The sequence below is a fragment of the Nonomuraea sp. MG754425 genome, from assembly GCF_021699195.1.
In the GTDB taxonomy this organism is placed as follows: Bacteria; Actinomycetota; Actinomycetes; order Streptosporangiales; family Streptosporangiaceae; genus Nonomuraea.
This window is the reverse complement of record NZ_SSXE01000096.1, coordinates 1-25,932: the sequence shown is the minus strand read 5'-3', so window position 1 is coordinate 25,932 and position 25,932 is coordinate 1. Positions and strand designations below refer to the sequence as shown.

Genomic DNA, 25,932 nt, shown 5'->3' with positions numbered 1-25,932 from the left:
CGAGCCTCCGCGCGTACCCCGGTGTCTCCGTCGTACCTTTGGCATCATGGCCACCCGTACGCCGAAAAGTGCATCGAAGGGGCCGGCGAAGCGGTCGACCTCGTCTCGCTCGTCCCCCGCCAAGCGCGGGGGCACGTCGGCGGGACGGCCCAAGGCCAAGGCGACCGCCTCCGGCCGCAAACCCCCGATGACCCACCAGGATCCGATCAGCTGGGTCTTCACCATGATCGGCAGGCTGATTGTCGGGCTGTGGATGTTGTTCGCCAACGGCATCGGCAGCGCGGCGCGAGCTCTGGGCAAGAACGCCCGGGAGCTCGATCCCTCCCACCGCCGCGACGGCGTGGGCCTGACGGTGCTGGCCGGCGCGATCGTGCTGGCCGCCATGACCTGGCGCGACTCCGACGGGGCGGTGGCCGGTGTGGTCAACGCCGCCGTGCGCGGCGTGTTCGGCTCGCTGGCCTGGGCGCTGCCGCTGCTGTTCGGGCTGCTGGCCTGGCGTTACCTGCGCCACCCCGACCAGAACGCCGACACCGGGCGCATGGTGATCGGCTGGGCCGCGCTGATGGTCGGTGCGCTCGGCGTCATCCACGTCGCCAACGGCACGCCCTACCCGGCCGGCGAGGGCCAGGGCATGGACAAGATCACCCAGGCCGGCGGCATGGTCGGGTTCATCGTGTCCGCGCCCCCGATGAGCATCCTGCCGCCCTGGGTGACGATCCCGCTGCTGCTGCTCCTGTCCGGGTTCGGGGTGCTGGTGATCACCGCCACGCCCGTGCACCGGATCCCCGAGCGGCTGAACGAGCTCAAGCACCTGCTGTTCGAGCGGCAGGCCGACGCCGAGGGCGGGCCGAAGCCGTCCGCCAGGAAGCGGGTCAGGGCCAAGAAGACGGGCGACGGCGAGGGCGGCGAGGGCGTCAAGCCGTACGACTCTCCCGTGCTGGCGGAGAAGGACAAGAAGGCCGACCACTCGCCGGAGATCGTCCCCGGGCTGACGGACGAGGAGGAGACGCCCGCCGCCGAGGCTGAGAGGCGCCCTGAGCCGCCGCAGCCGACGCCCGCGCCGCGCAAGGTCGAGCAGCTCGTGCTGTCGCCGCAGGCGGGCCCCTACAGCCTGCCCGACCTGCAGTACCTCAAGCAGGGCAGCGCGCCCAAGCCGCAGACCAAGGCCAACACGACCGTGGTGAACGCGCTGACCAGCGTGCTGGAGCAGTTCACCATCGACGCGCAGGTCATCGGTTTCACGCGGGGTCCGACGGTGACCCGTTACGAGATCGAGCTCGGGCCGGCGGTGAAGGTGGAGAAGGTCACCGCGCTCACCAAGAACATCGCCTATGCCGTCAAGTCGGCTGATGTGCGGATTTTGTCGCCGATTCCGGGCAAGTCGGCGATCGGGGTGGAGATCCCGAACGCGGACAAGGATCTGGTCGCGCTCGGAGACGTGCTGCGTTCCCAGGTGGCGCAGGCCGACCACCATCCGATGATCGTCGGTCTCGGCAAGGACGTCGAGGGCCGCACCATCGTCGCGAACCTCGCCAAGATGCCTCACCTGCTCATCGCCGGCGCCACGGGTGCGGGTAAGTCGGTGTGTGTCAACGGGTTGATCACCAGCATCCTGATGCGGGCCACCCCCGACGAGGTGCGCATGGTGCTGGTGGATCCCAAGCGGGTCGAGCTGAGCGTGTACGAGGGCATCCCCCACCTGATCACTCCGATCATCACGAGCCCGAAGAAGGCCGCCGAGGCCCTCGAATGGGTCGTGGGGGAGATGGACCGGCGCTACGACGACCTGGCGGCGTCGGGGTTCCGGCATGTGGACGAGTTCAACAAGGCGGTGCGGGCGGGCAAGTTGCAGCCGCCGCCGGGCAGTGAGCGGGTCTACCAGCCGTATCCGTACCTGCTGGTGATCGTGGACGAGCTGGCCGACCTGATGATGGTGGCCCCGCGTGACGTCGAGGATTCGGTCGTGCGGATCACCCAGCTCGCCCGTGCGGCGGGCATCCATCTGGTGATCGCCACGCAGCGGCCGTCGGTGGACGTGGTCACCGGCCTGATCAAGGCGAACGTGCCGTCCAGGCTCGCCTTCGCCGTCTCCTCGCTGACCGACTCGCGGGTCATCCTGGACCAGCCGGGGGCCGACAAGCTGGTCGGGCAGGGTGACGCGTTGTTCCTGCCCATGGGGGCGAGCAAGCCGATCCGGATCCAGAACGCGTTCGTCTCGGAGAAGGAGATCGCCGAGATCGTCCTGCACTGCAAGGAGCAGATGCAGGTCGAGTACCGCGAGGACGTCTCGGCGGCGCCGGTCAAGCGGGAGATCGACGAGGACATCGGCGACGACCTCGACCTGCTGATCCAGGCGGCCGAGCTGATCGTGACCACGCAGTTCGGCTCGACCTCGATGTTGCAGCGCAAGCTGCGGGTCGGGTTCGCCAAGGCGGGACGGTTGATGGACCTGCTGGAGAGCCGCGACGTGGTGGGCCCGAGCGAGGGCTCCAAGGCCCGCGAGGTGCTCGTCAAGCCCGACGATCTGCCTGGTTTGCTGGCCGACCTGCGTGGCGAATGACCCCAATGCATGCTTGCAAGATGATAACTGATTGAATGTGAACCACCACGAAGAGTAGCCGGTGTGGTGGGGGGCGATTCGCTGTGCAAGAGCAGAGCATCGGGGCCATGCTGCGGGCGGCCAGACAGGCGGCCGGGCTGACGGTCGCGCAGGTGAGCGCGGCCACGAGGATTCGCGAGGCGATGATCCATGGCCTCGAACAGGACGACTACGGCCAGTGCGGCGGCGCGTTCTACGCGCGCGGGCACGTCAGAGCCGTGGCCAAGGCGGTGGGTCTCGATCCGGAGGCCACCGTCCATCTCTACGACCAGCAACACGGCGGGGCCCCGCAGCCCATGCCGGCCTCGGCCGTCTTCCAGGCCGACCGCAAGATCAACCTGCCGGAGCGCCGGGGGCCCAACTGGACGATGGCGCTCGGTGTGGCGCTGGCGATCGTGGTGGTCTTCGGCATGATGCGAGTCGTCGGCGGGTCCGGCGACCAGGTGCGCACGGCGGGGGACGTGCGGGTGGCCTCGGCGCGGCCCAGCGTCCCGCCGAACACGCCCATCACCGAGTCGCCCGGCGCGAAGCCGGCCAAGGCCGACGCCAAGAACACGGTCACGGTGCGTATCAAGGCCAAGCGGTCGTCGTACGTGAGCCTGCACGACGCCGACGGGCACAAGCTCTTCGCCGGGACGTTCAAGGCCGGCCGGACGTCCACGTGGCGTGCGCCGGACAAGGTCAACATGTTGCTGGCCGACGCCGCGGCGGTGACGGTGCACGTCAACGGCAAGAAGGTGAAGGGACTGGACGAGAGCGCCGGCATCGTGCGGCGCTCGTTCGGGCCGCCCAAACCGCAGTCACGGTGACCACGTGAGGGAACCCGTGCATCGGGTGGTGGCCAACTCCCGATACCGTAGGGTTCACCATGTCATCCCGCCGAACCGCATCGCTGATCACTCTGGGCTGCGCACGTAACGAGGTCGACTCCGAGGAGCTGGCCGCGCGACTCGAGGCTGCCGGCTGGCAGCTCGGCGACGACGACCCCGATGTCGTCGTCGTCAACACGTGTGGCTTCATTGACTCGGCCAAGAAAGACTCCATCGACACGCTCCTGGCCGCCGCAGACTCCGGCGCGAAGGTGGTGGTGGCGGGCTGCATGGCCGAGCGCTACGGCAACGAGCTCGCCGAAGCTCTGCCGGAGGCCAGCGCGGTCATCTCCTTCGACGACTACACCGAGATCGGTGAGCGCCTCGACGACGTGCTGGCGGAGCGGCCGCTCAAGCCGCACACGCCACGCGACCGCCGTACCCTGCTACCCATCTCGCCGGTGGATCGTGCCAGCGCCCCCAAGGCCAGCATTCCGGGCCACGGCGACCTGCCGGCGGGCCTGGCGCCCGCCAGCGGGCCGCGGGTGCTGCGCAAACGGCTCGACGAGAGCCCGGTGGCCTCGCTCAAGCTGGCCTCCGGCTGCGACCGGCGCTGCACGTTCTGCGCCATCCCGGCCTTCCGCGGCTCCTACGTCTCCCGCCGGCCCGACGAACTGCTCGCCGAGGCCGACTGGCTGGCCCACCGGGGCGTGCGCGAGCTCGTCCTGGTGAGCGAGAACTCCACGTCCTACGGCAAGGATCTGGGCGATCTCAGGGCGCTGGAGAAGCTGCTGCCGCAACTGGCGGCCATCGAGGGCATCGAGCGGGTGCGCGTCAGCTACCTGCAGCCCGCCGAGCTGCGTCCCGGCCTGATCGACGTGATCACCGGCACCGAGGGCGTCGCACCCTACTTCGACCTGTCCTTCCAGCACGCCAGCGGCACGGTGCTGCGCCGGATGCGCCGCTTCGGCGACCCCGAGCGCTTCCTCGGGCTGCTGCGGACCGTCCGCGAGCGTGCCCCCGAGGCGGGCGTGCGCTCCAACTTCATCGTGGGCTTCCCCGGCGAGACGGAGGAGGAGTTCGCCGACCTGGTCGGGTTCCTGGAGGAGGCCAGGCTCGACGTGGTCGGCGTGTTCGGCTACTCCGACGAAGACGGCACCGAGGCCGCCGGGCTGCCCGGCAAGCTGGCTCAGGAGGTCGTCGACGAGCGCGTGCGGGTGCTCAATGAACTGGCCGAGGAGCTGACCGCCCAGCGCGCGGAGGAGCGCATCGGCACCGAGGTCGACGTCCTGATCGACGACGACCTGGGCGACGGCGGTTACGAGGGCCGTGCGGCGCACCAGGGGCCCGAGGTGGACGGCTCGGTCACCGTGCAGGGCATCGGCCTGGTCAAGGGCCAGATCGTCCGCGCGCACGTGGTCGACGCCGAGGGGGTTGACCTGATCGCGCGCATCAAGGCCGGCGGTCCATGACAAGGGACGAGCGCCGCGTGGTAAGCCCGTGGAACATCGCCAACGTCCTCACGGTCCTCCGGTTGGTGCTCGTCCCCTTCTTCGTCTTCTGCCTCTTCCTGCCGGGCACGGGCTGGCGGGTGGCCGCGCTCGGGGTCTTCGCGGTGGCCTCGATCACCGACCACCTCGACGGGGAACTGGCCAGGCGCTACGGCCTCATCACCGACTTCGGCAAGATCGCCGACCCGATCGCCGACAAGGCGCTGACCGGCGCGGCGCTCGTGTCCCTGTCGGTCCTCGGCCAGCTTCCCTGGTGGGTCACGATCGTGATCCTCGGCAGGGAGCTGGGCATCACGGTGCTCAGGCTGGCGCTGCTGCGGCACGCGGTCATCCCGGCCAGCTACGGCGGCAAGGTCAAGACCGCGCTGCAGATCACCGCCATCGTCCTCTACCTGCTGCCCTTCGTGCCCGACCCCGTCCGGTGGCTGGTGATGGGCGTGACGGTCGTGGTCACCGTGGGCACCGGCGCCGACTACCTTTTGCGGGCTGTCAAGCTGCGTCAGGTCGCCAGGCAGGCGCGGGGGGAGTGAGCGGATGGCCGACATGGCCGACGTGGCGGGCGTGCTGACGATGCTGGTGGGCCAGGGGGCGACGGTGGCCGTGGCCGAGTCGATCACCGGCGGGCTCATCGGGGCCGCGTTCACTTCGGTGTCCGGGTCGTCCAGGGCGTTCCGGGGCGGGGTGATCTCCTACGCCACCGATCTCAAGCGGGACCTGCTGGGGGTGCCGCGGGAGTTGCTGGAGCGTGAGGGCGCCGTGCACGCCGAGGTGGCGGCCGGGATGGCGGCGGGGGTGGCCCGGCTGTGCGGGGCCACGTACGGGCTGGCCGTGACCGGGGTGGCGGGGCCGGAGCCGCAGGACGGCAAGCCGGTGGGCACCGTGCACGTGGCGGTTTCCGGGCCTGGCGGGCAGATTTGGTCTCGGGAGTTGAGACTTGACGGGTCGCGCGAACGTATCAGGGTAGAGACGGTGGACGAGGCAGTCGATCTACTGTCAGGTGTGCTGAAGGCGAACATAGGGGAACATTCCGGGTGATTACCGTGTTACGTCGCGAGCGAACATGCGATGCGCGGTCTGACGCGGTGTCGGTGGATACGGGTACGGTGGAGCTGTGAGTGAGGTCCGTGAGCCAACTGCAAGCACCGAGCGCCCGGCAGGCGGGCCTGATGAGTCGCGCAACGAGGCACGAGCGGCGGTCCAGCGGCGGCGACGCCCAGTGATGACGGCGAGGAGTATGTACGAAGCCAAGAACAACAATGTGCGGCACGATCCGATCGCGCGAGGCGTGGTGAAGACATCCGCGCCGGGGAGGGAGCGACAGATGATTCTGCTGCGTCAGCTGCTCGGCGATGTGCTGAGGCGGTTGCGGGTGCGGCAAGGGCGCACGCTGCGCGAGGTGTCCACGCTCGCCCGGGTTTCGCTCGGCTACTTGTCCGAGGTGGAGCGCGGTCAGAAGGAGGCCTCGTCCGAGCTGCTCGCGTCGATCTGCGGCGCACTCGGGGTGCCGCTTTCGCAGGTGTTGCGTGAGGTGTCCGATCAGTTCGCGCTGGCAGAGCTGCAGGCGACCCCTGTGCTTGCGGACATGTCCGAGCACGAGCGGCTGCCTCTTTCCGAGACGGTTCCCGGAGGGATCTCCGACTCCGTGTTCCCCGAAGTCAAGGACATGGTGGCTGCCTAACGCGGCTGGCAGCCGGCACACCACAGGATCAGTCGTTCCTGTGGCCGCGCCCCCATCTCCCCTCGGCTGATGCGGGTGCCGCATCGGCGACAGGGCCTCCCTGCCCTGCCGTAGACCCAGGTCTGATTCCCTGGGCGGCGATCACCTGTGGTCACCGTGCCCGCATGCGCCTTGTTGGCGTCCAGCAGCCGCTGGGCCAGTGACACGAGCCCGTAGAGATCCTCGATCTCCCCGACCTTCTTCCACGGCCAGAGTCCGCGCAGGAAAAGGGTCTCGGCGCGATAGATCGTGCCGATCCCCGCCAGGTTGCGCTGATCGAGCAGCGCCTCCCCGATGGTCCTGCCGGGCGACCCTCGTAGTCTTCGCACGGCCTCGTCCGGGTCCCAGTCCGCGCCGAGCAGGTCCGGCCCCAGGTGGCCCACCAGGCGCGCCTCGTCGGCCGTCCCGACGAGATCGACCATCCCGAGCTTCACGCCCACCGCCTGCCAGCGCGCGTTGGCCAGCACCAGCCTGACCTGGTCGCCGGGCGGGATCCGGCGGCCGGTCTCCGAGATCTGCCAGCTCCCGTCCATCCGCAGATGGGTGTGGACGGTGAGGTCGCCCTCGATCCGGGTGAGCAGGTGCTTGCCGCGCGACTGCGTGCCGAGCACCGTCCGGCCGCGCAGATCGGCCGTCGCGTGCCTGGGCACCCGGAAGTCGGACCGGGTCAGGGCACGACCGTCGAGCGCGCCCCGCAGTCGCGCGGCCGTCCGGTAGACGGCGTCTCCTTCGGGCATTTCCCCAGTTTACGAGGGGTTTTCCGGCGCGGCTGAGGTGCCCGTTGAAGCGGGCGCCGGAGATGGGGGTGGCTGGGGGCTCGCGTTCGGCGCGCCGGTGAGCGGGTGGCTGGGGCTCGCGCCGGCCGGGGCGTCAGTCCCAGGCGGCGGGGTCGGAGGCGAGCTGGCGGATGCGCTCGGGCAGCGACCCGGCGGCGACCTGCTCCAGCGTGACCTCCTCCAGGATCGAGCGTTCGGTGGCCCGCAACGCGATCCACACCTGCTGCAGCGACTCGGCCGGCCCCCGGTAGCCGACGTGCTCGGGCCGCTCGCCGCGCACGTTGGCCAGCGGGCCGTCGACGGCCCGGATCACGTCGGCCAGCGAGATGTCGGCGGCGGGCCTGGCCAGCACGTAGCCGCCCTCGGGGCCCCGCTGCCCACGGACGAGCCCGGCGCGGCGCATCTGCAGCAGGATGTTCTCGAGGTATTTGGGCGGCATGTCCTGCTCCTTGGCGAGCTCGCCCACGGTAGTCGGGCCTGTGCCGGCCGCGGCCAGTTCAGCGGCGGCACGGAGGGCGTAGTCGACACGAGCGGATAGGCGCATGTTCTCGATTATCCCTCCTGGTCAAGACTGGTTAGGCGCAAGGTCCTCAGAACGGGCACGAGATCCGATTCCGGCGGGCGCGCCATGGGGGTCGAAACCGGCGTTCACACCAGCCGGGAGAGTGAGCGCTAAACTTCCAACAACCTTTTCGATTTGACGGTGGGATTCAGCGTGGAGCGACGCCCTGGTGTGCCCAGATTGCTCAGGGAGATCAATGATCGGGCCGCCCTGGAGCTGTTGCTGGCGACCGGCCCCATGACGCGCGGGCAGATCGGCAACCTGACCGGTCTGTCCAAGGTCACGGCTTCGCAGACGCTGGCCAGGCTGGAGGAACGCGGGCTGGTCGAGGTGGTCGGCGCCCAGGCGGGCGGGCGCGGTCCCAACGCGGCGCTCTACTCGGTGATCGCCTCCAGCGCCTACGTCGCCGGCCTGGAGGTCGGGCCCGAGCTCATCTCCACGGCCGTCGCCGACATCCACGGCAACACCATCGCCGAGATCACGGTCGATCCGCACGGCCACGACGATCCCGTCTCGGTGGTGCACGGGGCGATCGTCAAGGCGTGCCGCAGCGCCAAGGTGAGCATCTCCAAGCTGCGCGGCGTGGTGATCGGCACGCCCGGCGTGGTCGATCCGCGCAGCGGCGACATCCGCTTCTCCTTCGACCTGCCGGGCTGGCACGAGGGCGTACACGAGGCGCTGGCGGGCGACCTGCGGCGGCGGGTGACGATCGAGAACGACGTCAACCTCGCCGCCATCGCCGAACGGGTGGACGGCGCGGCCCAGGGCATCGACGACTTCGTGCTGCTGTGGGCCAGCCGGGGTCTGGGCCTGGCCATCACGCTCGGCGGCAAGCTGCACCGTGGCCGCTCGGGCAGCGCGGGGGAGATCGGCTACCTGCCGGTGCCCGGCGTGCCGCTGCCCGAGGACATCCGTACGCTGCCGGGGCGGCTGCCGTCGCTGGCCGGCGGGCTGCAGTCGCTGGTCAGCGCCGAGGCGGTGACCGAACTGGCGAAGGGCTACGGCTTCGCCGCCGGGAGCGCGACCGAGTGCGTCAAGGTCGCGGTGGCGGCCGGGGCCGAGGGCGAGCCGCTGCTGGACGAGATCGCGCAGCGGCTGGCCCTGGGGGTGGCGGCGGTGTGCGTGATCCTCGACCCCGGGCTGGTGGTGCTGGCCGGTGAGGTGGGCTACGCCGGTGGGGCGGCGCTGGCCTCCCGGGTGGAGGAGGCGGTGGCCCGGATCTGCCCGGTGCGGCCCCAGGTCGTCACCACCACCGTGACCGACGGGAACCCGGTGTTGCGGGGGGCCGTGCTGGCCGCGCTGGACCAGGCCCGGGAGGAACTGCTGACCCCCTGATCCCCGGCTGCTCCGGGCTAGGCGGTGAGGAGTTCGACGGCGGCCTGGGCGTTGGCCCTGGCGGCCCCGTACGTGGCGATGTAGGCGGCGCTGGCGGGCCGCCACACCGGGAGCCCCATCTCGATGACGGTCGTGTCCGGGCGGGCCGCCACGAGCGCGGAGACCAGCTCCTGGCTCTCGTGGTGGCGGTGCGCGTCCTTGACCACCACGACCAGCGACCGTCCGGCGGCCTTGGCCAGCAGGGCGGGGGCGTCGGCGGCGGCCGGCTTGACGCGGACGATCTCGGCGTCCGGCAGCCAGGGGCCCACCCCCCACGGCACGTCGCCCACGGCGATCGTCGGCGGGGTGTCCACCTCGATCACCAGGGGTTCGACGAGCGGCGTGGCGGAGCCGGTCAGGCGGACGGCCCGGCGGGCGGCGTGCAGGCCGACCACGTTCTGCTCGGCCGCGATCCGCCGTGGCGCGGCGGCCCAGGAGCGCAGCGCCGCCACCCGCGCCGCCGCCTCCTCCAGCCTGGCCTCGGCCAGCCGGCCCTCGCGCACCGCCGAGACGATCTCGGCGATGATCGCCTGGACGTCGTCGTAGGTGGGCAGCGGGCCGAGGCAGAGCAGGTCGGAGCCGGCCGCGAGGGTGAGCACGGCGCCCCCGGCCAGGCCCACGCTCTTGGTGATCGCGTGCATGTCGAGGGCGTCGGTGACGACCACGCCGTCGTAACCGAGCTCGCCCCTGAGGAGCCCGGTCAGCGCGGCGCCGGACAGCGTGGCGGGCGTCTCGCCCGTCACCACCGGCACCGCCACGTGCGCGGTCATCACCGACCTGGCCCCCGCGCCGATGGCCGCGCGGAAGGGCACGAGCTCGCGCTCGCGCAGCACGTCCAGGCCGACGTCCACGACCGGTACGGCCAGGTGCGAGTCCACCCGGGTGGCGCCGTGGCCGGGGAAGTGCTTGACGCAGGCGGCCACGTTCACCGACTGGAGGCCCTGCACGGCGGCGACCGTGTGCCGGGCGACCAGTTCCGGCCCGGTGCCGAACGACCTGGTGCCGATGACCGGGTTGTCGGCCTCGGTGTTGACGTCGGCGCTCGGCGCCATGTCCAGGTTGATGCCGCAGGCGGCCAGTTCGGAGCCGATGGCCCGGTAGACGCGGCGGGTCAGCTCCACGTCGTCCACGGCTCCCAGCGCCGCGTTCCCCGGGTAGGGGCTGCCGACGTGGTAGGCCAGCCGCGTCACGTCCCCGCCCTCCTCGTCGAGCGAGATGACGGGCTCACCGGCTCCCCTCAGCGCGGTGGTCAGGTCGAGCACCTGGGTGGGGTCGGCCACGTTGAAGCCGAAGAGCGTCACGCCGCCGAGGCCGTGCTCCAGCTCGCGCAGCACCCATTCGGGCGCCGTGGTGCCCTGGAAGGCGACGAGCAGCGTGCCGGCCGCGAGTCGGCGCAGCCCCCGATCACTCTGACTCATGGCTCCTCATCCGTTTTCCGGCAAGGTCGGGTACGGCACCGGCGGCACCGTACGGGAAATTCGTGATGTGTCAGCCCTTCACGGCACCGGCGACCAGGCCGGAGACCATGCGGCGTTGCACCAGCAGGAAGAAGATCACGACCGGGATCGTCATCAGCGTCGAGCCGGCCATGATGGCGCCCCAGTCGACGCCCTTTTGCCCGAAGAAGTACTGCAGGGCGACCGGCATCGTGTACCCCTCCGACCCCGACATCAGGTACAGGGCGAAGATGAGGTCGTTCCAGGCGGTGATGAACGAGAAGATGCTCGTCGCCACCAGTCCGGGCGCGACCAGCGGGAAGAGCACCTTCCAGAAGGTCGTCATGCGCCCGGCCCCGTCGATCCAGGCGGCCTCCTCCAGCGACTTGGGCACCGCCGCGACGAACGTGCGCAACATCCACACGCCGAACGGCAGTGTCAGCGCCACCTGGGTGACGATCAGCCCGAGGAGCTGGTCGCCCAGCCCGGCCCGCTTGACCATGATGTACAGCGGGATGAGCAGGCCCTCCGCCGGCAACATCTGCACGATCAGCAGCACGACCAGGAAGGTGCCGCGTCCCTTGAACCTGAAGCGGGCGATGGCGGTGGCCGACAGCAGCGCGAAGGCCGAGCCGACGAACACGGTGCCGAGCGCCACGATCGCGCTGTTGCGCAGGTAGAGCCAGATGGAGTTGTTCGCCACGCCCTCGGTCAGCACCCGCTCGAAGTGCTCCAGGGTGAAGTGCGTGGGGAACGGGATGAACTCGGTGGTGAAGATCTGGTCGTTGGCCTTGAAGCCGGTGGCGACCATCCAGTAGACGGGGAAGACGGCGTAGACGAAGACCACGATCCCGGCCGTGTTCAGGAGGATCTTGCCGAGCCTCTTGCGGGCGAGCGGGGTCACATGTCCTCCTGCTTCACGATCTGCCGGACGTACACGACGGTGATGACGAGCAGGATGATCGTCAGCACCACCGAGATCGCCGCCCCCGACCCCAGCTTCTGCGGGGGCCGGAACGCCTCGGCCACGGCGAACATGGACAGGTTGAAGCCCTCGCGGTTGGTCGGGCCGTTCATCAGCACGTAGAGCTGGCTGAAGACCTTGAAGTCCCAGATGATCGACAGGATTGTCAGGACGGCGAAGACGGGCTTCAGCAGCGGCAGGGTGATCTTCGTGAACGTGCGCCAGGGGCCGGAGCCGTCCACCCGGGCCGCCTCGTACAGCTCGTTGGGGACGCCCTTGAGCCCGGCCAGCACCGAGACCGCGATGAACGGGAAGCCCGCCCACACCACGCACACGACCAGCGCGACGTAGAGGGGGACGGTGTCGTTCAGCCAGGGGGTGCCGCTCCAGCTCTCCTGTCCGTCCGGCGGCGCGGCCAGCCAGTCGGGCAGCAGGTTCAGGGCCCAGTTGACGATGCCGGCCTCGGCGTCGAAGAGCGAGCGCCAGATGACGCCCTGCGCGACGGGCGGCACGGCCCAGGCCAGCATGCAGCCGACGACCACGAACAGCGACATCTTCTTGCCCAGGCGGTGCAGCAGCACGCCGACGGCGGTGCCCACGACCAGTGTGAGGCTCACGGCGACGAAGGCGAACGCCACGCTGTTGCGCAGGGCCGACCAGAAGATGTCGTTGCTGAAGATCTTCTCGAAGTTCTCCAGCCCCACCCACTCGGCGGGCCTGCTCCCGCGGATCTGGGCCAGGCCGACCTTCTGGAAGGACATGACGCCGAGCTGGAACATCGGGTACAGCAGCAGCCCCGCGATGACCACCAGGCCGGGGATGAGCAGCACGTACGGGACGCTCCAGGCCGGCAGCCCGCTCGACCGCGCGGCACGGCCCTTCTTGTTGCGCCGGTGACCCGGGGGCGGGGACGAGCCCCTGCCCCGGGCGACCGTTGTCGTGTCCGCCATCGCTACTGGTTCAGGATCTCTTCGAGTTCCTTGTTGGCGTCCGCGAGGGCGGTGGTGGCGTCCTTCTTGCCCTCGATGACGGCCCGCGCGGCGTTCTGCAGCACGGCCTTGGTCGCGTCGGCCTCAGACCAGTTGGGGTCCGCCGGGAAGGCCTTGGCCTTGGCGAACGCCTGGGCGAAGGGGCCCTGCGCCGGGTCCTCGTTCATCGCGGTCAGCGTGTCGGGGTAGACCGGGAGCAGGCCGCCTTCCTTGGCGTAGCGGTCGGCCCACGTCTTGCCGGTGGCCAGCTTGATGTACTCCTTGCCCAGGTCGGCCTGCTGGGTGCCGCCCCACAGCGCGATGTCGTTGCCGCCGAAGAAGGAGGGCGCCGTGCCGCCGGTCTTGGCGGGCAGCGGGAAGAAGCCGAGCTTGTCGCCCTTCAGCTTGCCCTTGGAGTCCTCCTCGATGCCCGACAGGTCCCAGGCGGCGGTGAGGTACATCGCGACCTTGTCGTTGGCGAAGCGGGTGCGGATGTGCGTGGTGTCGTGCGTCAGGTTCGCCTTGTTGGACAGGCCGTCGGTGACCAGGCCGGTGTAGGTGGCGAAACCCGCGGCGAAGCCGGGCTCGGTGAGCTTGCCGACCCACTTGTCGCCCTCCTTGACGGCGTACTCGCCGCCCTCGGACCAGGCGAACGCCGCCAGCAGGTGGTTGGCGTCGGAGCCGCCGTTGAAGGCGAAGCCGTCCACGCCCTTCTTGTCGGCCTGGATCTTCTTGGCCGCGGCGACGAGGTCGTCCCACGTCTTGGGGATCTCGATCTTGAGCTCGTCGAACCAGTCCTTGCGGTAGAGGACCGCGCGGGCGCCGGCGCCCCACGGCACGGCGTAGATCTCGTTGTCCACGGTCTCGTAGCCGTACAGGTTCTGGGGGATCTGCGACCGGTCGCCCTCGCGGGCGATGTCGGTGATCGGCTCAAGGGCGTCCTGGCTCTGCCACATGGGGACCTGGTCGTTGCCGATCTCGGTCACGTCCGGGCCGGTGCCGGTCGCGGCGGCGGCGAACTTGTCCGCGACCTGCGGCCACGGGATCCACTCCAGCTTGACCTGCGCACCGGTCTGCTTGGTGAACTCGGCGTTGAGTTCCTCCATGTACGTCGCCGCGGCCGGGTTGCTGTCTCCGAGCCGCCAGACGCTCAGCGTCTTGCCGGCGAACGCGGGGCCTGAGGCGGCGGCGCTGGGTGAGGACGTGGGGGGCTGCTCACCGGAGCCACAAGCGGCCAAGCCCAAGGCCAGTGCGGCCGTGGTGACCGTCGTGGCCGTGATCTTCGCGATCCTCACAGGGTTCTCCCTTCCCGGGTGCTGGCCTGCGGTCGGCACCAGGCTGATCGTCAAATCCGAACGATGCTGGTAAACTAACAAGAAACTTTCTTAAAAGAAACGCTCGTTAGCCGATCGTGACGAGAAGGGTGATCCGATGAGCCGAGACCCGGGAACTCCCCGGTTGCTGCGCCGGTTGAACGACCGCGCGGCGCTCGAACTGCTCCTCGGAGACGGTCCTCTCACCCGTGCCGAGCTCGGTGAGCGAACCGGGCTCTCCAAGGTAACCGCAGGTCAGCTCCTCGCGCGCCTGGAGGAACGGGGCCTCGTGGAGGTCGCGGGCGAGCGCGCGGGCGGCAGGGGGCCCCACGCCGCCCTGTACGCCGTGGTTCCGTCGAGCGCGTACGTCGCCGGGCTGGAGGTGCTGCCCGACAGCCTCACGGTGGGTGTGGCGGACATCACAGGCAGGGTAGTGGTCGAGATCACCGTCAATCCCTCCGACGGCCGCGACCCCGTCAAGGCGGTGCACGCGGCCGTGCAGCGCGCGTGCGACGCGGCGAACGTCAGCCTGTCACGGTTGCGCGCGTTCGTCATCGGCACCAGAGGCGTGGTCGATCCGGCCTCGGGCGACGTGCGCATCTCGGTCGACCTGCCCGCCTGGCACGTCGGCGTGCTGGCCAGCCTGCGCGAGACGCTCGGCGCCTCGGTCACCATCGAGAACGACGTCAACCTCGTCGCGCTGGCCGAGCACCGGCACGGCGCGGCCGTCGGGTTCGACGACTTCGTGGTCATCTGGGCCGGCGTCGGCCAGGGCCTCGGCGTCATGCTGGGCGGCCGGCTGCACCGGGGCATCACCGGCGGCGCGGGCGAGATCGGCTGGCTGCCCGTGCCGGGGGAGCCGCTGCCGTCCGACGTCATCCGGCCGCAGACCGGCTCGTTCCAGCGACTGGTGGGCCACGACGCCCTGCGCGGCCTGGCCGACGAACACGGCGTGACCGGCCACACCGTGCCCGACCTGGTACGCGGCGGCGACGAGGGCTACCTGGACGCGGTGGCGGCCCGGCTGGCACTCGGCGCGGCGGCCGTCACCGTCGTGCTCGACCCCGGCCTCATCGTGCTCAGCGGCGACATCGGCCGGGCCGGCGGCGAACGCCTGGCGGCCAAGGTGCAGGAGGCCGTGGCCCGGGTGTGCCCGAGCCGCCCGACCGTGGTCACGACCAGGGTGGCCGGGAACCCGGTGCTGCGCGGCGCCCTCGTGGCGGCCCTGGAACAGGCCCGGGAGCAGGTCTTCTCCGACACTGTGTGAGAATTCTTGCCCATGTGGCAGTCCCCGAACGACGTCGTGCTGATCTCGGACCCCCGCGTGACCTCGATCCCCGTGCAGGAGAGCGGCGAACCGCTCGCGGACGTGCGCGGACGGCTGCGCGTCGACCCACGCCTGGCCGACGACGAAGGCGCGTACGCCCACCTGCGCGCCGGCGTGCTCCAGCGCCTCGAACACGCCGAGAGCCTGCTGCCCGGCGGCTACCACCTGCTCGTCGTCGAGGGATACCGGCCCGTCGCCACCCAGCGCCGCATCTTCGACGGCTACCGCGCCACGCTCACCGGGCTGACGCCCGCGGAGTCGTACGTGGCGGCCAGCCGCTACGTCTCCCCCGTGGAGGTGGCCCCGCACACCGCCGGAGCCGCCGTGGACCTGACCCTGTGCGCCCCCGACGGCACCGAGTACGACATGGGCACCCAGCTCAACGACAACCCCGAGCAGAGCTCCGGCGCCTGCTACACCGCCGCCCCGAACATCTCCGACGACGCCCGCGCCCACCGCAAGCTCCTCGCCGCCGCCCTGGAGCCCGCCGGCCTGGTCAACTACCCCACCGAATGGTGGCACTGGTCGTACGGAGACCGTTACTGGGCGATGTCCACCCAGGCCGCGCACGCCCGCTACGGCCCGGTGGAGTTCACCCGCTGACAACCGTTTGTTGAAAAGGTTTTCCGCCCGGCATGGTACGGGCACAACCTCGTACGGAGGATTGGACTCCCAGCGAGGTGTGGGCATGGTTCCACTCATCGGGATCGAAGAGGAGTACCTCATCGTCGATCCCCGCACTCGCCACGTCGCTCCCCGGTCGGCCGAAGTCCTGGCCGCGGCGACGGATGTACTCGACGTGGTGCAGGAAATCACCCGGTTCCAGGTGGAGGCTCGCACGCCGCCCTCCGCCGACCTGAGCGAACTCGGCTCACAACTGCGTACCGCGCGAAAGGAGGTGGCCGGCGCCGCCCGCTCGTGCGGCCTGGCCGTCGTCGCGAGCGGCATTCCCGTCCTCGGCAACGTCATGCCGCCGCCGCTCACCGACGACGACCGTTACCATCAGGGCCGCACGCTCTACCGGGCGCTGCAGGACGAGATCAGCATCTGCGCCCTGCACGTGCACGTGGACGTACCCGACCCCGAACATGCCGTCTACGTGGGAAACCACCTGCGACCCTGGCTGCCGACGCTGATCGCGCTGGCCGCCAACTCGCCGTTCTTCGTCGGCCGCGACACCGGCTACGCCTCCTGGAGGGTGATGAGCTGGGGTCGCTGGCCGGTGTCCGGCGCGCCGCCCTACTTCCCGTCGTACGCGGCGTACGAGCTGGCCCTGCGGACGCTCACGGCGTCGGGCGTGTTGCTCGACCCCAAGACCGTCTACTGGGACGCCCGCCCGTCGCCGCGGCTGCCCACGGTGGAGATCAGGGTGGCCGACGTGCCGCTCGACGTGGCCGACAGCCTCACCCTGATCGGGCTGATCCGGGCGCTGGTCGTCACCGCGCTGGCCGCCGTCCGGCGCGGCGACCGGGGGCTGCCCGTGCCCGCCGAGGTGCTGCGGGCCGCCTACTGGCGGGCCGCCCGCGACGGGCTGCAGGGCGACAGCCTCGACGTCCGGCACAACACGCTCGTGCCGGCGGCGGTGGCGGCCGGTCGCCTCCTGGAGCACGTACGTCCGGCGCTGGCCGAGGCCGGCGACCTGACGTTCGTCCAGGAGGGCCTCGACCGGCTGCTGCGCAAGGGGTCCGGCGCGATGCGGCAGCGGAGGGCGTACGCGAAGGCGAACGACCTCGCCGAGGTGGTGGACGACCTCATCGAGGCCACCGTGGCTTGACGGCGGCGGCCTGACGAACGGGACGCGGGGTCGGCGGGCTCAGTGCAGAGCCAGCGCCACGGCCACCCCCAGGCCGAACGCGACGACCACGCCCCTGAGCACCTTGGCGGGCATGAGCCTGGCCAGGCGGGTCCCGAGGAGCCCGCCGACCAGGCTGGCCGGCGCGATCACCGCGGCGGCCGTCCAGTCCACGGGGCCGAACAAGGAGAACGCGACGACCGAGACCGAGCTGATGACCAGCGCGAGCACGGCCCGCACGGCGTTCACGCGATGCAGGGTGTCGTGCAGGAACATGCCGAGCACGGTCAGCAGCACCACGCCCATGCCGCCGTTGAAGTAGGCGCCGTAACAGCCGCCGAGGAACACCCCGGCGAACACCATGCGGCTGGGCGGGCTGTCCGCCTCGCCCCCGATGAGCTTGCGCAGCCACGGCTGCGCGAGCAGGGCGAGGCTGGCGAAGGCCACCAGCCACGGCACCATCGACTCGAACAGCTTGCCGGGCGTGAGCAGCAGCAGCGCGCTGCCCGCGCACGCCCCCAGCACCGCCGTGACCGACAGCGACGTCGCCCTGCGCCGCTGCCCCCGCAACTCGGCCCGGTAGCCGAGCACACCCCCGAGATAGCCGGGCCAGAGCGCGACCGCGTTCGTCACGGTCGCGGTCAGGCCCGGATGCCCCATCGCCAGCAGGGCGGGGAACGAGATGAGCGTCCCGCCGCCCGCCAGCGCGTTCACCACTCCGGCCAGCAGGCCGGCACCGACCAGGAAGAGCAGGTCGGTCATCGGCCGGCAGCGTAGCCTTGGGCGCCACGCGGGTTGGCGGCGGCCTTGAGGAAGGCGTCCTCACGGGAGACCGCGCTCAGCCGGCCCAGCGCCCACGGGCCCTGCACCTCGACCTCGTGCCCGCGCCGTCGCAACTCGGCGATGACGCCCGCACCGAGCCGGTCCTCGACGTGCATGACGCCGGGACGGGAGCCGCGCGGGAAGAACGAGCTGGGGAAGTGCTCGGAGTGGAACATGGGGGCGTCGATGGCCTCCTGAAGGTTCAGCCCGCCGTGCACGAGCGAGAGGAAGAAGGTCAGGCTCCACTGGTCCTGCTGGTCACCGCCGGGGGTGCCGAAGGCCAGCCACGGCTTGCCGTCCCTGAGCGCGAACGACGGCGACAGCGTGGTGCGCGGGCGCGCGCCGGGGCGCAGCGCGGTCGCCACACCGTCCTGGAGCCAGAACATCTGCGCCCGGGTGCCCAGGCAGAAGCCCAGCCCGGGGATGGTGGGGGAGCTCTGCAGCCAGCCGCCGCTGGGGGTGGCCGAGACCATGTTGCCGAAGCGGTCCACCACGTCCACGTGGCACGTGTCGCCCTTGACCGTGCCGTCGCGGGAGACCGTGGGCTCGCCGACGCCCTGCGCGGAGCCGCCCACCGTCGGCTCGCCGACGCCCGAACGGGAGCCGGACAGGCCGGGCGCGTCGCTCGCCGTGCCGGGGCCGGGGAAGACGGGCAGCCTGGGCGCCCGCCCGCCGGGAGCGCCGGGCCGCAGCTCCAGGCTGGCCCGCGCGCCGATCAGCCGCCGCCGCTCGGCGTTGTAGGCCGGGCTCAGCAGGTCGGACATGGGCACGTCGGTGTCGCCGTACCATGCCTCGCGGTCGGCGAAGGCCAGCTTGGCGGCCTCCGTCACCGTGTGCACGTAGTCGGCGCCGAGGAAGTCCATCCCGTCCAGGTCGAGGCCGTCGAGCAGGGCGAGCTGCTGCAGGAACGTCGGCCCCTGCCCCCACGGCCCGGTCTTGCACACGGTGTGGCCACGGTAGTCGAAGGTCAGCGGCTCCTCGACCGACGCCTGCCAGCCGGCCAGGTCGTCGCCCGTGAGCAGGCCGCCGTGCACCTCGCCGGAGCTGTCGCGCCAGGCCGTGTTCGCGCTGAAGTCGGCGATCGCCTCGGCGACGAAGCCCTCGTACCACGCCTTCCTGGCGGCGGCGAGCTGGCCCTCGCGGGTGCCCGACGCCGACTCGGCCTCCGCGACCAGCCGCCGGTAGGTGCCGGCCAGCACGGGGTTGGCCAGCTTGGAGCCCGGCTCGGGAACGTTCCCGCCGGGCAGCCAGGTCGCCGCCGACGTGGGCCAGTCCTGCGTGAACAGCTCCCGCACCGAGCCGATCGTGGCCGAGACGCGCTCCAGCACCGGCACGCCGTGCTCGGCGTAGTGGATCGCCGGCGCCAGCACGTCGGCCAGCGACCAGGTGCCCCAGCGTTCCAGCATCAGCATCCAGCCGCCGAACGCCCCGGGCACGGTCGCCGCGAGCAGCCCGGTGCCGGGCACGACGTCCAGGCCGAGCTCGGTGAAGCGGTCGATGGTGGCCGCGGAGGGGGCCACGCCCTGACCGCACACGACCGACACCTTCTGCTCGTCCTCGCTCCACAGCAGGATGGGCACCTCGCCGCCGGGGCCGTTCAGGTGCGGCTCGGCGACCTGCAGCACGAACCCCGCGGCCACCGCCGCGTCGAACGCGTTCCCGCCGCGCTCCAGCACGCTCATCCCGGTGGCCGAAGCCAGCCAGTGCGTGCTGGCGACCATGCCGAAGTCGCCCTTCAGCTCGGGCCTGGTGGTGAACAAACTCGCTCCTTCTGTTGGCGGCCCGGGTCTCGGGCGGGGGCCGCTCTTATCGGGGGAGGGCCGCGTCGGGGACGCGGTCCGCGGTGACGAGGTGGCAGGCGGCCGGGTGACCGCCGCCGCGTGGATCGTTCAGCAGCGGCTCGGTGACCCGGCACTCGTCGTACGCCAGCGGGCACCGCGTGTGGAAGCGGCAGCCGGGCGGCGGGTCCAGCGGGCTCGGCACGTCGCCGCCGAGCACGATCCGGCGCCGCTCGCGCTGCTTGACTGGGTCGGCCACCGGGGCCGCCGACAGCAGGGCCTGCGTGTACGGATGCCGCGGCCCGGCGAAGATGTCGGCCGTCGGCCCGGACTCCACGATCCTGCCCAGGTACATGACCGCGATCCGGTCGGCCAGGAACTCCACGACCGACAGGTCATGGGTGATGAACAGGCACGAGAAGCCCATGTCCCGCTGCAGGTCGGTGATCAGGTTGAGCACCGACGCCTGCACGGACACGTCCAGCGCCGACACCGGCTCGTCGGCCACCACGAGCTTCGGCTCCAGGATCAGCGCCCTGGCCAGCCCCACCCGCTGCCGCTGCCCGCCGGACAGCTCGTGCGGGAAGCGCTTGCGCATCTCCTGGCGCAGCCCCACCCTCTCCAGCATGGCCCCGACCCGCCGCGACACCTCGCGCCGGTCGGTCACCTTGTGCCGCAGCAGCGGCTCGGCCACGATCCGCTCGATGCTGAAGCGCGGGTTGAGCGAGGAGAACGGGTCCTGGAAGACCATGTGGACGTCCCTGCGCAGCGGGCGCATGGCCCGGCGCTGCAGGTGGGTGATGTCGCGGCCGGCCAGCTCGATCGTGCCCGAGGTGGGCTCCGTCAGGCGCAGCACGCACTTGCCGACCGTCGACTTGCCGCTGCCCGACTCGCCGACCAGGCCGAGCACCTCGCCCTCGCCGATCTCCAGCGACAGGCCGTCCACGGCCCGTACGGGGCCGTAGTGCTTGACCAGGTTGTCGATCCGCAGGATCACGACTGACCTCCCGGGTGGAAGCAGGCCGCCAGATGGTCGTCGGCCTGGTGGGTGAGCGGCGGCCTGGACAGCCGGCAGTCCGCCTGGGCACGCGCGCAGCGGTCCTGGAAGGCGCACTCGTCGGGGTCCGACAGCGGTGAGGGCACCAGGCCGGGGATCTCCGCCAGGCGGCCGTCCACGGCGGCGGACGGCAGGGCGTTCATCAGGCCCAGCGTGTACGGGTGGCGCGGGCCGGCGAACAGCCCGCCCACCGGGGCCTGCTCGACGGCGCGGCCCGCGTACATGACCACGGCCCGGTCGGCGATGTCGGCCACCACGCCCAGGTCGTGCGTGATGAGGATGATCGCGGTGCCGAGCCGGTCCCGCAGGTCGCGGAACACGTCCAGCACGCCCGCCTGGATCGTCACGTCGAGCGCCGTGGTGGGCTCGTCGGCGATCAGCACCCGGGGCGAGCAGGCCACCGCGATGGCGATCATCACCCGCTGCCGCATGCCCCCGGAGAGCTGGTGCGGGTACTCCTTCACGCGCCGCGCCGGCGCCGGGATGCCGACCAGCTCCAGCAGCTCCACGGCCCGCCTGGCGGCGGCCTGCCGTGAGAGCCCCTCGTGCCGGCGCAGCACCTCGGCGATCTGGTAGCCGACCGTGAACGACGGGTTCAGCGAGGTCATCGGCTCCTGGAAGACGACCGAGACGGTCTTGCCGCGCACCTTGCGCATCTCCGCCTCGGGCAGCGTGGTCAGCTCGCGGCCGTCCAGCTTGATCGAGCCGGACAGGCGGGTCGTCTCGGGAGGGAGCAGCCGGGGCACCGACATCGCGGTGACCGACTTGCCGCAGCCGGACTCCCCGCACAGTGCGAGGATCTCGCCCTCGTCCAGGCTGAGCGAGATGTCCCTGACCGCCTGGACCTGGCCGTCCTCGGTGTCGAAGGAGACCTTGAGATTGGTGATCTCCAGCAGGCTCATCGGTGGCTCCTCGGGTCCAGTACGTCACGCAGGCCGTCGCCGAGCAGGTTGAAGCCGAGTGTGGCCAGCGCGATCATCAGGCCGGGCCAGACGGCCAGCCACGGCGCGTCGCTCAGGTACTGCTGCGCGGTCGTCAGCATCACGCCCCACGACGGAGTCGGCGGCTGCACGCCCAGACCCAGGAACGACAGCGTGGCCTCGCCGATGATCGCCGCCGGGATCGCCACCGTGGCCTGCACGATGAGCGGGCTGGCGCAGTTCGGCAGCACGTAACGGAAGATGATGTGCCCGTCGCCGGAGCCGTCGGCGATGGCCGCGGCCACGTAGTCCATCTCCCTGACGGCCAGCACCTCGCCGCGGGTGATCCGGATGATCGCGGGGAGCTGGGAGAAGCCCAGCGCCAGCACCACGCCCTTCAGCGAGGGCCCGATGATGGCCGCCAGGCCGACCGCGAACACCAGGAACGGGAAGGCCAGCGTCACGTCCACCAGTCGCATGACGATCGGGTCCAGCCAGCGCCGGTAGAAGCCCGCGACCAGCCCGATGGGGATGCCGACGACCATCGCCAGCAGCGTGGACAGCACGCCCGCCTGGAGCGAGACCTGCGCGCCGTGCGCGATCCGCGCGAAGGCGTCGCGGCCGAGGTCGTCGGTGCCCATCGGGTGGGCGCCCGACGGGGCCGCGAGCGTGGCCAGGTAGTCCTGCTCCGCCGGGTCGCCGGTCACCAGCGGGCCGAGCAGCGCCAGCAGCACGAACGCGACCACCAGCACCAGGCCCGCCATCGGCATCGGCCGCCGCCTGAAACGTCGCCAGTGCCTAGTCACGGGTGCCTCCCGACAGCCTGATCCGCGGGTTGAGGAAGGCGTAGGCGATGTCGACCAGCAGGTTCACCAGCACGTATCCGATGACGGTGACCAGCACGACGGCCTGGATGACCGGGTAGTTCCTGGTCAGCACCGCGTCCACGGTGAGCTTGCCGAAGCCTGGGATGACGAAGATCTGCTCGGTCACCACGGCGCCGCTGATCAGCGCCCCGAGCTGCAGGCCGAGCACCGTCACCACGGTGGTCAGGCTGTTGCGCAGCGCGTGCGCGCCCACCACCTTGGCCTCGGACAGACCCTTGGACCTGGCGGTCCTGACGTAGTCGGCCGACAGCGCGCCCAGCATCGCCGAGCGGGTCTGCCGCATCAGGATCGCGGCGAAGCCGGTGCCGAGCACCAGGGCCGGCAGGATCATGCGCTGCAGGTTCTGGACGGGGTCCTCGGTGAAGGGGACGTACCCGGAGGCGGGCAGCACCCGCCAGGTGACCGCGAACAGCAGGATGCCGAGCAGCCCCAGCCAGAAGTGCGGCACCGACAACCCGGCCAGCCCGAACGCGGTGGCCACGTAGTCGGCGAGCTTGCCCCGGCGGACGGCGGCCACGATGCCCGCCCCCACGCCGATGACGATCGCGACCACCATGGCCAGCAGCGACAGCTCCAGCGTCACCGGCAGCCGCTCGGCCAGGATGTCAGCCACGGGGAGCTGGTCCTGGGTCGAGCGGCCGAAGTTGCCGGTGAGAGTCTGGCCGACGTAGTCCAGGTACTGCGCGGGCAGCGGCTTGTCCAGGCCGAACTCCTTGCGGATGGCCTCGATCGCGGCCTGCGAGGCCTCCTGCCCGGCCATGACCGACGCCGGGTCACCGGGCAGCGCCCGGATGCCGAGGAAGATCAGGACACTGGACAGGAACAGCACGAGGACGGCCGACCCGCAGCGCCGGAGGATGAACCAGAACATCAGGCGGCGAACCCGGCGCTGATGAAGCGCGGCAGGCCGTCCTTGAAGTACTGGATCCCGGCGACGGTCTTGTGCGTGCCCAGGTAGTACAGGTTGTGGTACAGGTACACCACGCCACGCAGTTCGGCGGCCTTCTTCATGGCGGCGCCGTACAGCTCGGCCCGCTTGGCCGGGTCGGACTCGGCGGCGGCCTGCTTGATCGGGTCGTCGATGCCCGCGTCGGACATGCCCCCGTAGTTGTTGCTGCCCTGGCTGGTGACCAGGTTGGTGAGGTTGCCGTCCGGGTCCACCCGGCCCGACCAGCCGCTCAGCAGCACGTCGAACTTGCCGGCCTTGCCCTGCTCCAGCACGCTGACGAACTCGGCCGTCTGCACGCTGACGTTGAAGCCGGCCTCCTTGGTCATCGACTGGATGACCTGCGCGAGGCGCTGGTTGACGGCGTCGTTCGGGGTGGCCAGCGTGACCGCGATCGGCGTCTGCACGCCGGAGGCCTGCACGAGCTGCTTGGCCTTGGCCAGGTCCTGCTTGGGGCAGGTCAGGTCCTTCGGCCGGTACGGGCTGTCGATCGGCACCGGGTAGCAGTCCACCTCGTGCAGCCCGTTGTAGACGGCCTTGTTGATCGCGTCGCGGTCGAGCGCCAGCTCGAACGCCTCACGGAGCTGCGGGTTCTTGCCCAGAGGGGTGTCGACCGCGCCGGGCTTCTCGGTGGAGCCGCTGACGTTGCCGATGTTGATCTGGAAGCCGTAGTAGCCGAGGCCGCCGCCGGAGACGACGCTCAGGTTCGGGTCGGCCTGCACGCCCGCGACCGTGTTCGTGGCGAGCTGGTCGGCCACCTGCACGTCGCCGGACTTCAGATTCGCGGCCCGCACGTTGGGGTCGACGATGATTTTGTATACGAGCTTGTCCAGCTTGACCTTGGCGGCGTCGTAGTAGTCGGCGGACTTGTCCAGCACGATCTGGCTGCCCGAGGTGCGGCTGGCGAACTTGAACGGCCCGACGCACACGGGGCTGGCGCCGAAGTTGTCGCTGCCGGAGTCCAGCGCCTTCGGCGACATGATCATGCCGGCGCGGTCGGCGAGCTGCGCGGTGAGCGGCGTGAACGCCTGTGCCAGCGTGAGCTTCACCGTCGTGGGGTCGACCACCTCGACCTTGCTCACCGCCGCCAGGTCGGCCGCGCGCGCGGACTTCTCCCAGGTGCGGTGCCGGTCCAGCGACTTCTTGACGGCCGCCGCGTCGAACGCCGTGCCGTCGTTGAACGTGACGCCGTCGCGGAGCTTGATCGTCACTTCCTTGCCGTCGCCCGCGACCTCGGGCATGCCGGCGGCGAGCTGCGGGATCAGGTTCGAGGAGGCGTCGATGTCGTAGAGCTTCTCGCACATGTTCGCGAAGACCTCGCGGCCGACGAGCGTGGTGGAGATGCTCGGGTCCAGCGCGTCAGGGTCGGCGTTCAACGCGATGTTGAGGGTGCCGCCGTCCTTGACCGACCGGTTGTCGGTCGAGGCGCTGGCTATGGAACTCGGTGCCGCGGGCGTGTTGCTCGTCTCGCCTCCACCACAGGCCGCCAGGGCGAGGGGGAGGGTGGCGAGCGCCGCGACGACCTTGGGGGACGGTCGCATTGGGCCTCCGTTGAAAGGTTTAGGAGACTGTATACAAGATTTCACATTTCAGGTGTGTTTCCGCACCCTATGTTGTTATCTGAGCGTTTCCTAATCGTTTGGGTGTTTCGTGGTACGGCCCGCGGCGGCCAGGAACGTCCGCCGTGCCGCCGCGACGTGCGCGACCGCTCTGGCCTGCGCTTCGTCCTCGTCACCTGCCGCGATCGCCTCGCAGAGGCTCAGATGCTCGGTCCAGGAATGCGGCCCGCGGATGGCGGCCGTCTGGCTGAAGATCCACTGGGCGCGCTGGAGCATCGGCTTCATCATCAACGCCAGGTACGAGTTGCCCGTCGCCTCGCCCACGGCCAGGTGGAAGGCGGTGTTGAGGTCGGCCACCGCCTCCAGCCGCCCGGCCTCGACCGCCTCCTTGGCCTGTTCGAGCAGCCTGCGCAGCCGGTCGGCGGCGGCGGGGGAGCGCTTGCGCGCGGCCAGCCGGGCCGCCAGGCCCTCGATGGCCATGCGTACGTCGAAGAGCTCCTCGCCCTCCTCGGCCGACAGGCGCGCGACGGTGGCCCCGAGACGGGGGACGACCTGGATGAAACCCTCGGCGGCGAGGACTCTGATGGACTCGCGTACGGGGTTGCGCGAGACGCCGAGCGCGGCGGCCAGCCGGTCCTCGACCAGGCGCTCGCCTTGGGCGAGCTCGCCGGAGAGTATCCGGCGGCGCAGCTCCTTGGTGACCTCGTCACGCAAGGTCTGGTGGGCCCCGCCCAGCGTCATATCGCTCATAGAGGGATTTATCGTATACAAGATGTTAGGGGTGTTGCGCCAGAGGCCAAGCAACGTCCGTAACC

The 25,932-nt window shown here is 70.8% G+C and carries 24 protein-coding genes; 10 read left to right on the top strand and 14 right to left on the bottom strand.

The genetic code is table 11. From position 1 onward, the window contains the following. Window positions 1-46 precede the first annotated feature (46 nt). The 6 genes from FAF44_RS29675 to FAF44_RS29650 all read left to right on the top strand — a co-directional run bounded on the left by FAF44_RS29675 (window position 47) and on the right by FAF44_RS29650 (window position 6,597). Complete coding sequence (locus FAF44_RS29675) at window positions 47-2,560, top strand: DNA translocase FtsK (RefSeq protein ID WP_237106597.1); 2,514 nt, start codon at window positions 47-49, stop codon at window positions 2,558-2,560. A gap of 83 nt (window positions 2,561-2,643) precedes the next feature. Beyond that, window positions 2,644-3,408 carry a helix-turn-helix domain-containing protein gene (locus FAF44_RS29670; protein ID WP_237106596.1) on the top strand — a complete coding sequence of 255 codons (765 nt, stop codon included), beginning with the start codon at window positions 2,644-2,646 and terminating at the stop codon, window positions 3,406-3,408. 59 nt (window positions 3,409-3,467) lie between these two features. After that, window positions 3,468-4,880, top strand: coding sequence for a 30S ribosomal protein S12 methylthiotransferase RimO (rimO, locus tag FAF44_RS29665; protein WP_237106595.1), 1,413 nt, complete (start codon window positions 3,468-3,470; stop codon window positions 4,878-4,880). Continuing rightward, window positions 4,877-5,449 carry a CDP-diacylglycerol--glycerol-3-phosphate 3-phosphatidyltransferase gene (pgsA, locus tag FAF44_RS29660; RefSeq protein WP_237106594.1) on the top strand — a complete coding sequence of 191 codons (573 nt, stop codon included), beginning with the start codon at window positions 4,877-4,879 and terminating at the stop codon, window positions 5,447-5,449. Before rimO ends, pgsA begins: the two co-directional genes overlap by 4 nt. Window positions 5,450-5,453: 4 nt before the next feature. Next, a complete protein-coding gene (locus tag FAF44_RS29655; protein WP_237106593.1) occupies window positions 5,454-5,954 on the top strand; it encodes a CinA family protein in 501 nt (166 codons plus the stop codon). Window positions 5,955-6,240: 286 nt separating this feature from the next. Beyond that, window positions 6,241-6,597 carry a helix-turn-helix domain-containing protein gene (locus tag FAF44_RS29650; protein WP_237106607.1) on the top strand — a complete coding sequence of 119 codons (357 nt, stop codon included), beginning with the start codon at window positions 6,241-6,243 and terminating at the stop codon, window positions 6,595-6,597. Here FAF44_RS29650 and FAF44_RS29645 read toward each other — a convergent pair. Both FAF44_RS29645 and FAF44_RS29640 read right to left on the bottom strand, forming a co-directional pair. After that, window positions 6,594-7,373 carry a DNA-formamidopyrimidine glycosylase family protein gene (locus tag FAF44_RS29645; protein ID WP_237106592.1) on the bottom strand — a complete coding sequence of 260 codons (780 nt, stop codon included), beginning with the start codon at window positions 7,371-7,373 and terminating at the stop codon, window positions 6,594-6,596. The two genes, FAF44_RS29650 and FAF44_RS29645, sit on opposite strands and share 4 nt — an antisense overlap. A 133-nt stretch (window positions 7,374-7,506) precedes the next feature. Further along, entirely contained in the window at window positions 7,507-7,956 is a 450-nt protein-coding gene (locus FAF44_RS29640; RefSeq protein ID WP_237106591.1) for an Rrf2 family transcriptional regulator, read from the bottom strand. A gap of 171 nt (window positions 7,957-8,127) precedes the next feature. Between FAF44_RS29640 and FAF44_RS29635 the strand changes: the two genes are divergently transcribed. Next, a complete protein-coding gene (locus FAF44_RS29635; protein WP_237106590.1) occupies window positions 8,128-9,309 on the top strand; it encodes an ROK family transcriptional regulator in 1,182 nt (393 codons plus the stop codon). A 17-nt stretch (window positions 9,310-9,326) separates the two neighbouring features. Here FAF44_RS29635 and FAF44_RS29630 read toward each other — a convergent pair whose 3' ends face one another. The 4 genes from FAF44_RS29630 to FAF44_RS29615 all read right to left on the bottom strand — a co-directional run bounded on the left by FAF44_RS29630 (window position 9,327) and on the right by FAF44_RS29615 (window position 14,011). Further along, the gene (locus tag FAF44_RS29630) at window positions 9,327-10,766 is read right to left on the bottom strand and encodes a glycoside hydrolase family 3 protein (RefSeq protein WP_237106589.1); all 1,440 of its coding nucleotides are present in this window, start codon (window positions 10,764-10,766) and stop codon (window positions 9,327-9,329) included. A 70-nt stretch (window positions 10,767-10,836) separates the two neighbouring features. Beyond that, on the bottom strand, window positions 10,837-11,688 hold the full coding sequence (locus FAF44_RS29625) for a carbohydrate ABC transporter permease (RefSeq protein WP_237106588.1): 852 nt from the start codon (window positions 11,686-11,688) through the stop codon (window positions 10,837-10,839). Continuing rightward, window positions 11,685-12,698, bottom strand: coding sequence for a carbohydrate ABC transporter permease (locus FAF44_RS29620; RefSeq protein WP_237106587.1), 1,014 nt, complete (start codon window positions 12,696-12,698; stop codon window positions 11,685-11,687). The genes FAF44_RS29625 and FAF44_RS29620 overlap by 4 nt, the downstream gene beginning before the upstream one ends. A gap of 2 nt (window positions 12,699-12,700) precedes the next feature. Next, entirely contained in the window at window positions 12,701-14,011 is a 1,311-nt protein-coding gene (locus tag FAF44_RS29615) for an extracellular solute-binding protein (protein ID WP_237106586.1), read from the bottom strand. Window positions 14,012-14,147: 136 nt separating this feature from the next. On the opposite strand from FAF44_RS29615, the gene FAF44_RS29610 reads away from it, so the two are divergent. From FAF44_RS29610 to FAF44_RS29600, 3 genes are all read left to right on the top strand, one after another. Then, window positions 14,148-15,296: an ROK family transcriptional regulator gene (locus FAF44_RS29610; protein WP_237106585.1), complete on the top strand. Its 1,149-nt coding sequence runs from the start codon at window positions 14,148-14,150 to the stop codon at window positions 15,294-15,296. 12 nt (window positions 15,297-15,308) lie between these two features. After that, complete coding sequence (locus FAF44_RS29605) at window positions 15,309-15,959, top strand: M15 family metallopeptidase (RefSeq protein WP_237106584.1); 651 nt, start codon at window positions 15,309-15,311, stop codon at window positions 15,957-15,959. Between the two features lie 85 nt (window positions 15,960-16,044). Then, window positions 16,045-17,130 carry a glutamate--cysteine ligase gene (locus FAF44_RS29600; protein WP_237106583.1) on the top strand — a complete coding sequence of 362 codons (1,086 nt, stop codon included), beginning with the start codon at window positions 16,045-16,047 and terminating at the stop codon, window positions 17,128-17,130. A 39-nt stretch (window positions 17,131-17,169) separates the two neighbouring features. Here the strand turns inward: FAF44_RS29600 and FAF44_RS29595 are convergent, their stop codons facing one another. From FAF44_RS29595 to FAF44_RS29560, 8 genes are all read right to left on the bottom strand, one after another. Continuing rightward, window positions 17,170-17,910, bottom strand: coding sequence for a sulfite exporter TauE/SafE family protein (locus FAF44_RS29595; RefSeq protein ID WP_237106582.1), 741 nt, complete (start codon window positions 17,908-17,910; stop codon window positions 17,170-17,172). Next, the gene (locus FAF44_RS29590; protein ID WP_237106606.1) at window positions 17,907-19,691 is read right to left on the bottom strand and encodes a gamma-glutamyltransferase family protein; all 1,785 of its coding nucleotides are present in this window, start codon (window positions 19,689-19,691) and stop codon (window positions 17,907-17,909) included. Before FAF44_RS29590 ends, FAF44_RS29595 begins: the two co-directional genes overlap by 4 nt. A gap of 85 nt (window positions 19,692-19,776) precedes the next feature. Beyond that, window positions 19,777-20,745: an ABC transporter ATP-binding protein gene (locus FAF44_RS29585; protein ID WP_237106581.1), complete on the bottom strand. Its 969-nt coding sequence runs from the start codon at window positions 20,743-20,745 to the stop codon at window positions 19,777-19,779. Then, window positions 20,742-21,707, bottom strand: a complete 966-nt coding sequence (locus FAF44_RS29580; protein ID WP_237106580.1) for an ABC transporter ATP-binding protein — start codon at window positions 21,705-21,707, stop codon at window positions 20,742-20,744. The genes FAF44_RS29585 and FAF44_RS29580 overlap by 4 nt, the downstream gene beginning before the upstream one ends. Further along, on the bottom strand, window positions 21,704-22,531 hold the full coding sequence (locus FAF44_RS29575; protein ID WP_237106579.1) for an ABC transporter permease: 828 nt from the start codon (window positions 22,529-22,531) through the stop codon (window positions 21,704-21,706). Before FAF44_RS29575 ends, FAF44_RS29580 begins: the two co-directional genes overlap by 4 nt. Next, window positions 22,524-23,483, bottom strand: coding sequence for an ABC transporter permease (locus FAF44_RS29570; protein ID WP_237106578.1), 960 nt, complete (start codon window positions 23,481-23,483; stop codon window positions 22,524-22,526). The genes FAF44_RS29575 and FAF44_RS29570 overlap by 8 nt, the downstream gene beginning before the upstream one ends. Further along, window positions 23,483-25,099: an ABC transporter substrate-binding protein gene (locus FAF44_RS29565; RefSeq protein ID WP_237106577.1), complete on the bottom strand. Its 1,617-nt coding sequence runs from the start codon at window positions 25,097-25,099 to the stop codon at window positions 23,483-23,485. The genes FAF44_RS29570 and FAF44_RS29565 overlap by 1 nt, the downstream gene beginning before the upstream one ends. 90 nt (window positions 25,100-25,189) lie before the next feature. Continuing rightward, window positions 25,190-25,867 carry a GntR family transcriptional regulator gene (locus FAF44_RS29560; RefSeq protein ID WP_237106576.1) on the bottom strand — a complete coding sequence of 226 codons (678 nt, stop codon included), beginning with the start codon at window positions 25,865-25,867 and terminating at the stop codon, window positions 25,190-25,192. Between the last annotated feature and the right edge of the window lie 65 nt (window positions 25,868-25,932).

Excerpts from the sequence above, each read along its gene's own strand:
- rimO (WP_237106595.1), top strand. The coding sequence starts at position 3,468 with ATGTCATCCCGCCGAACCGCATCGCTGATCACTCTGGGCTGCGCACGT.
- FAF44_RS29600 (WP_237106583.1), top strand. The coding sequence starts at position 16,045 with ATGGTTCCACTCATCGGGATCGAAGAGGAGTACCTCATCGTCGATCCC.
- FAF44_RS29560 (WP_237106576.1), bottom strand. The coding sequence starts at position 25,867 with ATGAGCGATATGACGCTGGGCGGGGCCCACCAGACCTTGCGTGACGAG.
- FAF44_RS29605 (WP_237106584.1), top strand. The coding sequence starts at position 15,309 with ATGTGGCAGTCCCCGAACGACGTCGTGCTGATCTCGGACCCCCGCGTG.
- FAF44_RS29650 (WP_237106607.1), top strand. The coding sequence starts at position 6,241 with ATGATTCTGCTGCGTCAGCTGCTCGGCGATGTGCTGAGGCGGTTGCGG.
- FAF44_RS29570 (WP_237106578.1), bottom strand. The coding sequence starts at position 23,483 with ATGTTCTGGTTCATCCTCCGGCGCTGCGGGTCGGCCGTCCTCGTGCTG.
- FAF44_RS29580 (WP_237106580.1), bottom strand. The coding sequence starts at position 21,707 with ATGAGCCTGCTGGAGATCACCAATCTCAAGGTCTCCTTCGACACCGAG.
- FAF44_RS29565 (WP_237106577.1), bottom strand. The coding sequence starts at position 25,099 with ATGCGACCGTCCCCCAAGGTCGTCGCGGCGCTCGCCACCCTCCCCCTC.
- FAF44_RS29590 (WP_237106606.1), bottom strand. The coding sequence starts at position 19,691 with ATGGTCGCCAGCACGCACTGGCTGGCTTCGGCCACCGGGATGAGCGTG.
- pgsA (WP_237106594.1), top strand. The coding sequence starts at position 4,877 with ATGACAAGGGACGAGCGCCGCGTGGTAAGCCCGTGGAACATCGCCAAC.
- FAF44_RS29610 (WP_237106585.1), top strand. The coding sequence starts at position 14,148 with ATGAGCCGAGACCCGGGAACTCCCCGGTTGCTGCGCCGGTTGAACGAC.
- FAF44_RS29675 (WP_237106597.1), top strand. The coding sequence starts at position 47 with ATGGCCACCCGTACGCCGAAAAGTGCATCGAAGGGGCCGGCGAAGCGG.
- FAF44_RS29630 (WP_237106589.1), bottom strand. The coding sequence starts at position 10,766 with ATGAGTCAGAGTGATCGGGGGCTGCGCCGACTCGCGGCCGGCACGCTG.
- FAF44_RS29655 (WP_237106593.1), top strand. The coding sequence starts at position 5,454 with ATGGCCGACATGGCCGACGTGGCGGGCGTGCTGACGATGCTGGTGGGC.
- FAF44_RS29640 (WP_237106591.1), bottom strand. The coding sequence starts at position 7,956 with ATGCGCCTATCCGCTCGTGTCGACTACGCCCTCCGTGCCGCCGCTGAA.
- FAF44_RS29595 (WP_237106582.1), bottom strand. The coding sequence starts at position 17,910 with ATGACCGACCTGCTCTTCCTGGTCGGTGCCGGCCTGCTGGCCGGAGTG.
- FAF44_RS29645 (WP_237106592.1), bottom strand. The coding sequence starts at position 7,373 with ATGCCCGAAGGAGACGCCGTCTACCGGACGGCCGCGCGACTGCGGGGC.
- FAF44_RS29620 (WP_237106587.1), bottom strand. The coding sequence starts at position 12,698 with ATGGCGGACACGACAACGGTCGCCCGGGGCAGGGGCTCGTCCCCGCCC.